Here is a 12403-nt window from a genome sequence, read left to right on the forward strand (position 1 = left end):
AACTGTCCGCAGCGTCCGTCAACCGGTACACTAGGGGAACAAGGATTAGAGCTGGATAGCCCAACTATGCACTGCCCATTCTGCGGCGCCCAAGATACCCGTGTGACCGATTCTCGACTGGTGGCTGAAGGTGACCAGGTACGCCGTCGTCGTCAGTGCGCTGAGTGCGGCGAGCGTTTCACTACTTATGAGACCGCTGAACTGGTGATGCCGCGTATCATCAAGGCTGACGGCACTCGAGAGGTGTTCGATGAAGCCAAGTTGCGTGCGGGGATGTTGCGTGCGCTGGAAAAGCGTCCGGTTAGTGCCGAATCCATCGAAGCGGCCGTAGAACGTATTCGCCAGCAACTACGTGCTCGCGGTGAGCGCGAAGTACACGCACGGGTTGTCGGAGAAGAGGTCATGGGCGCACTCAAGCGCCTGGACCAGGTGGCGTATATTCGCTTCGCATCGGTGTATCGGCGTTTTCAGGATATCGATGAGTTCCGAGCCGAGATCGATCGTCTTGCGCAGGAGCCAGGCTTCTCTCCGGATGGATCGACGCGTGGGGATGGCCGATGACAACGGCGCTGGATCATGAATGGATGGCCCGTGCCCTGCAGCTTGCAGGGCACGGTCGTTATACTTCCATGCCCAACCCGCGGGTCGGGTGTGTGCTGGTCAAGGACGGGCAGCGGGTTGGTGAGGGCTTCCACCTGCGGGCCGGTGAACCACATGCTGAGATCCATGCGTTGCGGGACGCAGGTGTTTCGGCGCGGGGAGCGACGGCCTATGTGACGCTGGAGCCCTGCTCTCACCATGGCCGTACCGGTCCGTGTTGCGAGGCGTTGATCGAGGCTGGTGTGGCGCGGGTTGTGGTGGCGATGGAAGACCCCAATCCGGTGGTCGCCGGCACCGGAAGCCAGAAGCTGCGTGATGCCGGTATCGAGGTAGAAGTTGGCTGCCTGGAAGTCGATGCACGAGCGCTGAACGCAGGGTTCATCATGCGCATGCTGGAAGGGCGGCCGCGGGTTCGTCTCAAGCAGGCGATGAGCCTGGATGGACGGACCGCCATGGCTTCAGGGGAATCTCAGTGGATCACTGGCCCGGAGGCCCGCCGCGACGTGCAGCGTTTGCGTGCCGAAAGCTGTGCCATTCTCAGCGGCGTTGACTCGATCATCTTCGACAACTCCCGCTTGACCGTGCGTGCCGAGCAATTGGGGCTGGATGATGCTGAGGCAATTTCGGCCCGTCAACCGCTGCGTGTGATAGTGGATAGTCAACTGCGCATGCCCCTGGCGGCGGCCTGTTTGACCGAGCCGGGACGGACATTGGTCGTGGCCGTTGATGGCATGGCAGGTCCGCGCCGAGCGAGGCTCGAAGACGCAGGCGCTGAAGTCATCGAGTTGCCCGCAGGAGGTGATGGTCGCGTCGATCTGACGGTGCTGCTGGGTTGGTTGGCTCAGCATGAGCAGTGCAATGAACTGTTGGTGGAAACCGGCGCGACCCTGGCCGGCGCGCTGATGGATGCCGATCTGGTTGATGAGTTGCGCCTGTATGTCGCACCAACACTACTCGGCAGTGAAGCGCGTCCATTGCTGGCACTGCCCGGCATCGAACGTATGGATCAGCAGCGGCGCCTGGAGATTGTCGATATTCGCGCTCTGGGGCAGGATTGGCGTATCCTTGCCCGCCCTGAGAAGAAGTGAAGCAGGCCCGCCTCCACTCATCGGGTTTGTGAGCAGCCTGAAGGCTGAATAATCCGGCGTTACTGGCGCATGGCGTTCTGCCACGGTAACCTGACGCCGTTTCCGGCATTTGCTGGCGCCACCTGGATTGCGCCGCTTGATGTTCCGATTGGTTTCAAGGGAGACTTCATGTCGCACTCCTCAAGCAAGGGCATTGCCCCGATCGCCGAGCTCGTTGAAGACATTCGTCAAGGGCGCATGGTCATTCTGATGGATGATGAGGATCGCGAGAACGAAGGCGATATCATCATGGCCGCCGAGAAGTGTGAAGCGCAGCATATCAACTTCATGGCAGTGCATGCCCGTGGCCTTATCTGCATGCCGATGACTCGCGAACGCTGTGAGCAGCTCAAGCTTCCCTTGATGGTGCAGGACAATGGCTCTGGATTCGGTACCAAGTTCACGTTGTCGATCGAGGCGGCGGAGGGCGTGACCACCGGTATCTCGGCTGCTGACCGGGCGCGTACCGTACAGGCAGCCAGCGCCCGCAACGCGGTGGCCGAGGATATCGTCCAGCCGGGACATATCTTCCCGTTGATGGCGGAGCCGGGTGGCGTATTACGTCGTGCGGGGCACACCGAAGCGGCCTGTGATCTGGCCGCCCTGGCCGGTTGTGATCCCAGTGGCGTCATCTGTGAAGTCATCAATGAAGACGGCACCATGGCGCGCCGTCCCGAGCTGGAGCAATTTGCCGAGAAACATGGCATCAAGCTGGGGACTATTGCTGATCTTATCCACTACCGCATTCACAATGAGCAGACAGTGGAAGAGGTCGAGCAGTTGCCGGTAACGACCGCCTATGGTGAATTGACACTGCATGTGTTCCGCGATCGTATTCAGCAGGCGCATCATCTGGCGTTGGTCAAAGGTTCACCAACCCCGGAAGTCACCACCACTGTGCGCGTGCATCTGGCCAATGAGATGCGCGATCTGCTGTGTCTGATCAAGGGCGAGGATGTTTCCTGGCGAGCTCACCAGGCGCTGGAGGCGGTAGCAAACTCCGAGCAGGGCGTGTTTGTGTTGCTCGATGATGTGCGTCAGCGTCAGGATCTCAATGATCTGTTGCAGGTGTTCCTCGAGCGTCGCCGTACACCTCGCGGTAGCGAATCCGATGGTGCCGGCAATTACCTGACCATCGGTACCGGATCACAGATCCTGCGCGAACTGGGCGTTGGCCGCATGCGGCTGCTGAGTTCGCCATGGAAGTTCTCGGCCCTGTCAGGGTTTGACCTTGAGGTTGTTGAGCAGGTGACTCCTGCTCAGACAGGCAGTGAGACTGACGAGTCAGTCTGAATTCATGCGCCGGGTGGCCCAAAGGGCCACCCGGCGTTAAATGTTGTTCATGAGCGAGCCCACGGGCCACTCGTGCTGGCGATAGTGCCGGTGTTATCAGGAAGAATCGAGATGCATTCCATTTCCCAGGTCGAAGGTACCTTTGTCGACGTCGAAGGCCGCTACGTTATTGTCGTGGGCCGCTTCAATCATCATGTCGTGGACAGCCTTGTTGAAGGCGCCGTCGACAGTCTGATGCGTCATGGTGTCGATGCCGGAGCCATCGATATCGTGCATGTGCCGGGTGCCTGGGAAATTCCGTTGGCGATCAAGCGCGTTCTCGAGGTCGCACGCCCCGATGCGGTGATCGCCCTCGGCGCGGTGATTCGTGGCGGCACCCCGCATTTCGAGCATGTGGCTGGCGAGTGCAACTCAGCACTGTCGCGCCTGCAGCTCGAATTCGACACCCCGGTGGCCAACGGTGTTCTGACCGTCAACTCCATCGAACAGGCCATCGAACGTGCCGGTACCAAGGCCGGTAACAAGGGCGTCGAGGCGGCCATGGCAGCGATGGAGATGGTCTCGTTGCTGCGTTGTTTCGGTGACGATGAAGCTTCACAGGAGAGTGCGTCATGAGTCGTGAGCAGAAGGCGCCGTCCCGTGCCCAGCAGAGTCGTCGCGCAGCGCGTGAACTGGCGGTACAAGGCCTCTACCAATGGCAGATGACCGGCAAGTCGATCACTGCGGTTGAAGCCGAGTTCCGCAGCCAGCTACCGGATGATGATCTCGAGAACCACGAGAATTGGCTCAAGGTCATGGAAATTGCCGATCTGGCCCTGTTCCATGAGCTACTGCATAATGTGGCGCGCTATCGTGCGGATCTGGATGCTTCCATCGCACCTTTGCTTGATCGTCGCCTCGAGGATATCGACCCCATCGAACTGGCTATCCTGCGCCTGGGTTCCTATGAACTGTCGCATCGCCTGGAAGTTCCCTATCGTGCGGTCATCAATGAAGGGGTCGAACTGGCCAAGTCCTTCGGCGCAACCGATGGCCACAAGTACATCAACAGTATTCTCGACAAGCTGGCAAGCCGGTTGCGTAGTGCCGAGGTAAGTGCCCGTCGCCGCTGAAGGTTGCGTTCTCATGCACGGTGAATTCGAGCTCATTGCGCGCTGGCTAGCGCCAGATGCAACCCAGCGCCGCCCTGATGCGGGTGTCGCGCTGGGCACAGGGGATGATGCCTGTCTGCTGGAGCCCAGTGTCGGACAGCAGTTGGTGGTGAGTGTCGATACCTCGGTTGAGGGGCGGCACTTTCCTGCCGATGCACCGGCCTGGGTGATTGGTCATCGTGCTCTCGCGGTCAGCCTCAGTGACCTGGCGGCGATGGGGGCCCGCCCCCGCTGGTGCCTGATGTCACTGGCTATACCGTCGGTTGATGACGATTGGGTTGCCGAGTTCGCACGTGGCTTCCATGCCTTGTGTACCGCTACGGACGTCAGCTTGACCGGAGGGGACGTCACGGCGGGAGAGCGTGCCGTGAGTGTCACCGTCATGGGAGAAGTGGCGACTCAGCAGGCGCTGCGCCGTGATGGTGCCCAGCCAGGGGATATCGTGGCAGTGACCGGTGCCTTGGGTGGTGGCGCAGGAGGATTGGCGTTATGGCAGGCAGGTGAGCGTGATCTCGATCACCCGCTGTTGGCCCGCTACCTGTTGCCGCAGCCACGCCTGGCTGCCGGGCAGTTGTTGGTGGGGCATGCGTCCGCGGCGATTGATATCTCCGATGGGTTGTTGGCCGATCTCGGGCATGTACTGGATGCCAGTGGTGTCGGTGCTACGCTCGATATGGAGCGTCTACCGCTCGCTCCCGGATTGGCTGCTGCGTTGGGCGAGACTGTCGCTCTCGAGGCCGCCGTGGCTGGCGGTGATGATTACGAACTGCTGGTGACTCTGGCTCCGAAGCACCTCGATGAGGCATGCAATGCTCTGGCATCCATCGGCCTGCAACTGACGCCGATAGGCCATATTCATGCAGGGCAGGGCATTCAGGGAGTTTCCTCCGCGGCTCGCCGAGGATGGCAGCATTTTTCGGGAGGAACGCCATGAATAAAGCTCCTGCAAGTGTATGGCACCGCCCGACGCATTTTCTGGCATTCGGCCTGGGCAGCGGGATGGCGCCTTTCGCTCCCGGTACTTTCGGTACTCTGGCAGCGATCCCTTTCTATTGGCTGTTGTCGGAGCTGACGCTCGGCTGGTATCTGGTGACGATCGCCATCACCTTTGTCTGGGGCGTCTGGCTATGTGACAAGACGTCGAAGGACCTTGGCGTTCATGATCATTCGGGCATTGTATGGGATGAGTTCGTCGGCTATTGGCTCACCATGGCCGCGGTGCCCTTTTCCTGGGAGGCTGCGCTCTGGGGATTCGCGGTATTTCGTGTCTTTGACGTCATCAAGCCCTGGCCGATTCGTTGGGCCGACCGCCGCGTAGCTGGGGGGTTCGGCATCATGATTGATGACATCCTCGCTGGGATATATGCGTGGTGCACCATGCACCTGTGGTTCTGGCTGCACTGATGGTGCCGACCGATATGGAACGACTCTGACCTGAGAGCCAGTGTTGTCGAGTGGAGTGGGTGATGCGCAAGGAACGATGGATCGTCCCGGTGGTAGTGGTGGTAGCGCTCGCCTGGGCAGTTGCACAGTATCTCGCCAGTGTGTTGTTTGAACGCGAACTGGCCCGTGCTCTGGCGGATCTCCAGGCTCGTGGTGACTTGCAGGTATCGCGTACCGAAGTCGAACGTGGCTGGTTGAATTCATCCGGCGTGATTCATCTTTCTCCACTGCTTGGCCATTCCTGGCATCTGGTAATGCCCTATGAAGCGCGCCATGGAGTGATTGATACCAGCATTGTGGGCGACCTGAACATCCATGTTGGTGAGGATGATCGACTGCTGTTCGGAGAAGCATTGGCCTCGGCCCCTCCCTACTGGGAAGCTCATTATCGGACGCTGGGCGGCTCGCTCAGCGGCGAGCTCAAGCTTGCTCCCTTCGTGATCAGTCAGTCACCGTTGAATGATGAGCCTCGCTCATTGAGCTTCGGTGGCGGACTGGTCAACTTCAGTGGCATCTATGGCGACTGGCGTGTGCAGTTGCAGATGGAGCCTTGGCAGCTGCGCGATGGTAATGATGCAGTGCTGGAGATAGGTCCCTCCAGGTTGGAAAGTCGCTATGCCTATACCTCCGGAGCCCTGCATTTCAGTCAGCAGGATCGCCTGACCATTGACGCGCTTAGCCTGCGTCACCCTCTGGCCAGCATCGACGGCACCAATTTTGTGGTCCAGACACATACGGTGCTGGATGACAGCGAGCTTCGCGTACAGAGTCAACTGGATGTGGGTGAGATCTACTCCGGTGAGCAATTGCTGCTCGATGGCGTGTTGTCACTGGAAGTGTCACGTATCAACGCTGATGCATTGCGCGAGTTGCTGGCATTGCTGCAACGCAGAGCCACCGAGGGTGTGCCTTCCGATCAGCGAGAGGAGCTTGATCGGGCACTTGCCAATCTGTTGCAGGACTCGCCACGCCTGGACATCGCCGGAATTGATCTCGAGAGTCCGATGCTTGGGCTATCAGTGAAGGGTGATGGAACCCTGATTCTCGACTCACGACGACTGGATGAGCTCAGTCCTCTGGAGCTCCAGGATCCCGACATGCGTAAGCGCTTCATTGCACGCCTTGACGGTGATTTCGAGTGGGCTGAGGTGCCGGCCATGGTGGCGCTCTGGTTGGGCCAGCCGCTGGGAACGGATACCGTCACCATCGATGTGGTCAAGGGCCAGCTGTGGATCAATGGGCGTCCGTTACCTCCGGTACTGAAACAGCGTCTCCCTCTTTCGGGCACCAACTGATTTCGGGCACCAACTGACACTGCAATCCATAGGCCCTTCGCGGTAACCAACTCGGCTCTTCTTGTCGAGCTTTCCTGATAAACAGTGCTGCAGCAATCGATACTTCAGAGTGGCGTTCAGCCATGATTCAGGTTGATGGGGTACAAGAGAGTCTCTTCACTGCACCATGAAAGAGACTTCCATGATCATGCGCAAGACATTGCTGGCACTGACCCTCAGCTTGACCGCTGGAGTAGCAGTCGCTGCCGGAGAACACGGAGCAGGCCACGCTGCGGCAAGTGATGCTGATGTTGACCGCACCATTCGCTTCCAGGCGGGGGATATGTGGTTTGACCCCAGGCAGCTCGAGATTTCACCCGGTGAGACAATTCGCTTTGAAATCGCCAATACCGGTAACCTCGAACATGAGTTCGTGATCGGGAATGTCAGCTCTCAGGCGGAGCATCGCAGTATGATGCGAGAAATGAGTGGTGGCCATGGTGGACACGAAATGACCGAGTCCGGACATGGCGATGGCATGGCATCGGTCTCGATCATGCCGGGCGAGACAGCGCAACTGATCTGGACAGTGCCCGAGAATGCCGACAATCTGCAGTATGCCTGCAATATTCCCGGGCACTATGAGGCGGGAATGTTCGGGGCTTTCGAACTGCAGAAGTGAGTCTTGTGAAGCATTGCATAGACATACAAGCGGGCGCACGAAACCAGCCATATGAAACCAGCCATATGGAACCAGGCACATGAAACTGTTGCTCCTCGAAGATGATGACCTGCTTGCCGAGAGTTTGACTGACACTCTGAAGCATCACGGCTATCGCATCGACCTGGCCACTTCGTTGAAGATGGCTAAAGCTCTCATGGCGACAGAGCATTATGAGCTGGCGATACTCGATCTCGGGCTGCCGGATGGCTCGGGGTTGGATCTGCTCTCGCAATGGCGTCGGCAGGGCCAGGATCTTGCTGTGTTGATTCTGACTGCTCGAGACACCTGGGATGACAAGGTGATTGGTCTGGAGAAGGGAGCCGATGACTATCTGACCAAGCCTTTTCATGAAGCTGAGTTGGTGGCACGCATCAAGGCGCTGCTGCGTCGGCGTTCAGGAAACGTCACTCAGCAGCTTTCGCTCAATGGTGTCGCGCTGGATGAGGCGGGGCAGCGGATAAGTATTGATGGAGGGGCGTGGATTGCGTTGACAGGTACGGAATTCCTGTTGCTGCGCTACTTCATGCACCACCCCAACCGTGTCCTGTCCAAGGATCACCTGCTCAACCAACTCTATGCGCTGGACCAGGATATTGCCGCGCCGAACCTGGTGGAAGTCTATATCGCTCGCCTACGGCGTCACCTCGGCAAGGCGATGATCGAGACCCGTCGGGGGCAGGGGTATGTACTTGTTTCGCGTTGACCGGCGTAGTTTGCGTACTCGACTGCTGCTGGGGTTATCCGGCATCTCACTGCTGGTGGTGGGAGTGACCTGGATACTGCATGGCATTCTGCTGGAGGATCTGGCACGAGACTTTCTCGGTGACCGCCTGCAACGAGAAGCAGACCATTCCATCGAAGTACTTGAGCAGCAATATGACACGACAACCATCACGCCGTCGTCGTCCCAGCGTCGCTACCGAATCCTCCATCACCTTTATGTATTACGTGTTGGCGAGCAGATTTCGTCATCGGATGAGCACTGGCGCGAGACCCTGGCGCCTCTCCTTGATCAACAAGGCGAGGAGTTGCTCGAGTTCAAGGAGGGGGATCAGCATCTGCTGATCTATCGACACCACTTTACGCTGAATGGAGCAGCAGGCGTTCTGCTGATGGGGGAGGACTTCTCTCAGGTTGAAGCAGGCCTCGGGAGGCTGCACTGGTGGGTGGCTGGAATAGCCGCAGGGTTGCTGGTGTTGCTGATGGTACTGAATCTACTGGCGATCAATGGTGGTCTGATTCCACTGTCGCGAATCCGAGATGAGTTGGAGGAATTGCAGACGGGCAAGCGTGAGAGGTTGTCCACCGATGTACCGTCGGAGCTGGATCGCCTGGTGGCACAGCTCAATCACTTTCTGGATGAGATTGACCGTCGCCTGCAGCGCTCACGTGACTCGGTGGCCAACCTGTCTCATGCACTCAAGACACCATTGGCTGCGGTCACTCAGGTATTGAGAGGTGAGCGTCCCATTGATGCAGAACGTCGCCGCAAGTTGGTGCAGCGACTGGAAGATATTCACAGACAACTGGATGCCGAGCTGAGGCGTGCCCGGATCGCTGGCCCCAATGCAGGGCGCTTCAGTCACCTGCAGCGTGACAGTGTTCGTCTGATCGAGATGTTCCGGGGACTCTACCCCGAAAAGCAATTCAACCTGATGCTATCGGCAGAGGCGGAGCGCTCGGTGGCGATCGAATCGCAGGATTATTCCGAGATGCTTGGCATTGTGCTCGACAATGCGGGGAAGTGGGCCCGCCACGAGATACAGTGCCAGCTGACGGCGGACGCACAGGTCAGCATCGTGGTCGAGGATGATGGTTCCGGTGTTGCCATTGATGACCTTCCGCGCCTCGGCCAGCGGGGGCTACGCCTGGATGAGCAGTATCCCGGTTATGGGCTGGGACTGTCGATTCTGAGGCAGCTGGTGAAGCGCTACTCGGGGCAGCTCCGGTTTGATGCTTGCCCAGGCGGTGGCCTGCGTGTCGAGATCACTATTCCGCTCAAGGAAGGTTTTCATTGAACTCGTTCCTATCGACCCCGCTTTCACTGAATTGGTCTTCATTGGTCTCAAGCCGACGGCCTGGCGGTGCGCTCTTTCAGCTGTAATTCAGCTTCTCTCGTCATCATGGAGATATTGCAGATCGACGGGAGTCACGCATGGCAAGTTCGAGAATCACCCCCCATTCACTGTCACGCCGTCAACTCTTGAAGGGCGGTGTGGCGTTGGGGTCGATGGCGGCACTGGTCCCGGCCTGGGCCTCTCCATGGGGGCAGAGTAATACCTATGCCCAAGGTGTTGAGGAAGGCCCTGAGGTATCGCTGACCATTCGTCGCGAATCCATTCCCATCAACGGTCAGGCAGCCAATCCCATCAGCATCAACGGCTCCAGCCCTGGGCCGCTGGTCAGATTGCGTGAAGGTCAGGATGCGGTTCTGCGGGTGACCAATCTGCTCGACGAACCTACGTCCATTCACTGGCATGGTTTGATTCTTCCCCCGGAGATGGATGGGGTGCCGGGAGTGAGTTTTGCCGGCATCGAACCAGGAGAAACCTTCACCTATCGTTTCCCGATACGCCAGCATGGTACCTACTGGTATCACAGCCACTCCGGTCTCCAGGAGCAAGAGGGGCATGCAGGCCCGCTGATCATTGATGCCGCCGAGCCAGAGCCCTTCCGTTATGACCGGGAACATGTCCTGTTATTGACCGACTGGACCTTCGAAGCGCCGATGACGGTGTTCCGTAATCTGAAAACTGCCGAAGGCTATTACAACTTCCAGGAGCGCACCGTCGCTGACTTCTTTGCCGATGTGCGTGACAAGGGCTTTGCCGCTACCGCTGAGATGCGTGGTATGTGGGCGAGAATGCGTATGAGCTCACGAGATATCGCCGATGTCACCGGCAGTACCTATACCTATCTGATCAATGGGCACGCTCCGGAAGAGAACTGGACAGCACTCTTCAGGTCTGGTGAACGGGTGCGTCTGCGGGTGATCAACGGCTCGGCGATGTCCTACTTCGATATACGTATTCCCGGACTGACGATGACTGTAGTGGCGGCCGATGGCCAGCCGGTGCAACCGGTTCCTGTCGATGAGTTTCGCATTGGTGTGGCTGAAACCTATGACATTCTCGTCACGCCGGAAGATAACACCGCCTATCCCATCTTCGCCGAAAGCATGGATCGCAGTGGCTATGCGCTAGCTACTCTGGCGCCTCGTGAAGGCATGCGTGTGGATGTTCCTTCCCGGCGCAGGATTGCGGATCGTGGCATGGAAGCTATGGGAGCGCACGACATGCAAGGAATGGAGGGTATGGCACATGCCAACATGCCGGAGATGGATGGCATGAATCATCCCTCCGAGCAGGAAATGGACCACTCGGCGATGCAGGAGATGGACCATTCCGGGATGCAGGAGATGGACGCTTCCGGAATGCAGGGCATGGATCACTCCGGGACGGGCGGCATGCCTGCCGAGCATGAGCGCATGAATGCCAATGGGATGCTGATGTCAGGGCAGGCCCAACCAGGGTCCCGTTATGATCAGGCTGGTATCGGAATCGACCCACTGGAGCGACGTGTACTGGTCTATAGCGACCTCATGGCCCTGACGCCATGGCCGGATCGTCGTGAGCCAGGTCGTGAGTTGGAGCTGCACCTTACCGGCAATATGGAACGTTACATGTGGTCCTTCGATGGCCGGAAGTTCAGTGAAGTGACTGGTCCCATTCACTTCGCCAGAGATGAGCGACTGCGTCTGATTCTGATCAACGACACCATGATGGAACACCCCATTCACCTGCATGGCATGTGGATGGAGCTGGAAAATGGTCATGGAGAGCTGATTCCCCGCAAGCACACGCTCAATGTCAAACCCGGTGAACGTGTTTCGGCACTGATCACCGCGGATGCCGAGGGCAGCTGGGCCTTCCATTGTCATCTGCTTTATCACATGGAAGCCGGCATGTTTCGCGTCGTCCAGGTCGCATGAGGGAGAAGACATGAACCGGAATATTCTCGGAGTGAGTGTTGGTACTGTGCTGGCGATGATGTCTTCTGTGACCCATGCAGCGGATGGCTATGATGCGCCGGATCATTGGCCTTCCCCAATGATGGAGCACAACATGGGGATGGCATTGTTTGACCGGCTTGAGTACTCGGTCCCTGACAAAGGTAAGGAGGCTCTGGTCTGGGACTTCCAGGCCTGGTATGGCAGTGATGTCAATCGCCTGTATATCAAGTCAGAAGGAGAGAATGTCCAGGGAGATGGAGAAGATGCCGAGTTCGAATCACTGGAGCTACTCTACAGTCGCTTGATCGCAGATTTCTGGGAGCTTCAGGGCGGTGTGGGGTACCAGGGGGGCGTCTTTTCGGATGACCATGAAGAACGCACTTATGGTGTGATTGGTTTTCAGGGAACCATGCCTTATCGCATCGAGTTGGATAGCGCCCTGCAAATCAGTGACGATGGCGACGTTGCGTTGAGTCTGGAAGGCGAATACGACCTGCGCCTGACGCAGCGTGTCTATCTTCAGCCGCGCACTGAAATCGCTGTCGCTGCCAGTGAAGTCGAGGAGTTTGGTGTCGGCAAGGGCCTCAACAGTGTGCGAGTGGGCGCAAGATTGCGCTATGAAGTGACCCGGCGCTTCGCGCCCTATGTGGGAGCCTGGTGGGAAAAGCAGTATGGAAACACTGCAGACTTCTCACGTGTCGCGGGTGATGCTACAGAAGATACTGGGGTAGTGGCTGGCGTGCGATTGATGTTTTGATCCAGTGTCCTGAACTTATGCT

General features: G+C 58.3%; 13 protein-coding genes. All 13 read left to right on the forward strand.

Features of this window, described 5'->3' with window-relative positions; translation table 11 throughout:
* Positions 1 to 66: 66 nt before the first annotated feature.
* Positions 67 to 561 (forward strand): transcriptional regulator NrdR, encoded by a 495-nt coding sequence (gene nrdR, locus AR456_RS04685; RefSeq protein ID WP_021820197.1) that lies wholly within the window; start codon positions 67 to 69, stop codon positions 559 to 561.
* Positions 558 to 1688, forward strand: a complete 1131-nt coding sequence (gene ribD, locus AR456_RS04690) for a bifunctional diaminohydroxyphosphoribosylaminopyrimidine deaminase/5-amino-6-(5-phosphoribosylamino)uracil reductase RibD (protein ID WP_021820198.1) — start codon at positions 558 to 560, stop codon at positions 1686 to 1688. The genes nrdR and ribD overlap by 4 nt, the downstream gene beginning before the upstream one ends.
* 168 nt (positions 1689 to 1856) lie before the next feature.
* A complete protein-coding gene (gene ribBA / locus AR456_RS04695) occupies positions 1857 to 3020 on the forward strand; it encodes a bifunctional 3,4-dihydroxy-2-butanone-4-phosphate synthase/GTP cyclohydrolase II (protein WP_031208514.1) in 1164 nt (387 codons plus the stop codon).
* A gap of 111 nt (positions 3021 to 3131) precedes the next feature.
* A complete protein-coding gene (gene ribH / locus AR456_RS04700; protein WP_021820200.1) occupies positions 3132 to 3635 on the forward strand; it encodes a 6,7-dimethyl-8-ribityllumazine synthase in 504 nt (167 codons plus the stop codon).
* Positions 3632 to 4132 carry a transcription antitermination factor NusB gene (nusB, locus tag AR456_RS04705; RefSeq protein ID WP_021820201.1) on the forward strand — a complete coding sequence of 167 codons (501 nt, stop codon included), beginning with the start codon at positions 3632 to 3634 and terminating at the stop codon, positions 4130 to 4132. The genes ribH and nusB overlap by 4 nt, the downstream gene beginning before the upstream one ends.
* A gap of 13 nt (positions 4133 to 4145) precedes the next feature.
* Positions 4146 to 5105, forward strand: coding sequence for a thiamine-phosphate kinase (gene thiL / locus AR456_RS04710; RefSeq protein ID WP_021820202.1), 960 nt, complete (start codon positions 4146 to 4148; stop codon positions 5103 to 5105).
* Complete coding sequence (locus tag AR456_RS04715) at positions 5102 to 5575, forward strand: phosphatidylglycerophosphatase A family protein (RefSeq protein WP_021820203.1); 474 nt, start codon at positions 5102 to 5104, stop codon at positions 5573 to 5575. Before thiL ends, AR456_RS04715 begins: the two co-directional genes overlap by 4 nt.
* Before the next feature lie 62 nt (positions 5576 to 5637).
* Positions 5638 to 6909 (forward strand): DUF945 family protein, encoded by a 1272-nt coding sequence (locus tag AR456_RS04720; protein WP_021820204.1) that lies wholly within the window; start codon positions 5638 to 5640, stop codon positions 6907 to 6909.
* 181 nt (positions 6910 to 7090) lie between these two features.
* Positions 7091 to 7570 (forward strand): cupredoxin domain-containing protein, encoded by a 480-nt coding sequence (locus AR456_RS04725; RefSeq protein WP_021820205.1) that lies wholly within the window; start codon positions 7091 to 7093, stop codon positions 7568 to 7570.
* A 79-nt stretch (positions 7571 to 7649) separates the two neighbouring features.
* On the forward strand, positions 7650 to 8315 hold the full coding sequence (locus AR456_RS04730) for a response regulator transcription factor (RefSeq protein WP_021820206.1): 666 nt from the start codon (positions 7650 to 7652) through the stop codon (positions 8313 to 8315).
* Entirely contained in the window at positions 8296 to 9630 is a 1335-nt protein-coding gene (locus tag AR456_RS04735) for an ATP-binding protein (RefSeq protein WP_021820207.1), read from the forward strand. The genes AR456_RS04730 and AR456_RS04735 overlap by 20 nt, the downstream gene beginning before the upstream one ends.
* Positions 9631 to 9767: 137 nt before the next feature.
* On the forward strand, positions 9768 to 11603 hold the full coding sequence (locus tag AR456_RS04740) for a copper resistance system multicopper oxidase (RefSeq protein WP_021820208.1): 1836 nt from the start codon (positions 9768 to 9770) through the stop codon (positions 11601 to 11603).
* 55 nt (positions 11604 to 11658) lie between these two features.
* Entirely contained in the window at positions 11659 to 12381 is a 723-nt protein-coding gene (locus AR456_RS04745) for a copper resistance protein B (RefSeq protein ID WP_417935334.1), read from the forward strand.
* Positions 12382 to 12403: the final 22 nt, after the last annotated feature.

The organism is Halomonas huangheensis (genome assembly GCF_001431725.1).
Lineage (GTDB): Bacteria > Pseudomonadota > Gammaproteobacteria > Pseudomonadales > Halomonadaceae > Halomonas > Halomonas huangheensis.

Coding starts and splice junctions, on each gene's coding strand:
- nrdR (WP_021820197.1), top strand. CDS start 67: ATGCACTGCCCATTCTGCGGCGCCCAAGATACCCGTGTGACCGATTCT.
- ribD (WP_021820198.1), top strand. CDS start 558: ATGACAACGGCGCTGGATCATGAATGGATGGCCCGTGCCCTGCAGCTT.
- ribBA (WP_031208514.1), top strand. CDS start 1,857: ATGTCGCACTCCTCAAGCAAGGGCATTGCCCCGATCGCCGAGCTCGTT.
- ribH (WP_021820200.1), top strand. CDS start 3,132: ATGCATTCCATTTCCCAGGTCGAAGGTACCTTTGTCGACGTCGAAGGC.
- nusB (WP_021820201.1), top strand. CDS start 3,632: ATGAGTCGTGAGCAGAAGGCGCCGTCCCGTGCCCAGCAGAGTCGTCGC.
- thiL (WP_021820202.1), top strand. CDS start 4,146: ATGCACGGTGAATTCGAGCTCATTGCGCGCTGGCTAGCGCCAGATGCA.
- AR456_RS04715 (WP_021820203.1), top strand. CDS start 5,102: ATGAATAAAGCTCCTGCAAGTGTATGGCACCGCCCGACGCATTTTCTG.
- AR456_RS04720 (WP_021820204.1), top strand. CDS start 5,638: ATGCGCAAGGAACGATGGATCGTCCCGGTGGTAGTGGTGGTAGCGCTC.
- AR456_RS04725 (WP_021820205.1), top strand. CDS start 7,091: ATGATCATGCGCAAGACATTGCTGGCACTGACCCTCAGCTTGACCGCT.
- AR456_RS04730 (WP_021820206.1), top strand. CDS start 7,650: ATGAAACTGTTGCTCCTCGAAGATGATGACCTGCTTGCCGAGAGTTTG.
- AR456_RS04735 (WP_021820207.1), top strand. CDS start 8,296: ATGTACTTGTTTCGCGTTGACCGGCGTAGTTTGCGTACTCGACTGCTG.
- AR456_RS04740 (WP_021820208.1), top strand. CDS start 9,768: ATGGCAAGTTCGAGAATCACCCCCCATTCACTGTCACGCCGTCAACTC.
- AR456_RS04745 (WP_417935334.1), top strand. CDS start 11,659: ATGATGTCTTCTGTGACCCATGCAGCGGATGGCTATGATGCGCCGGAT.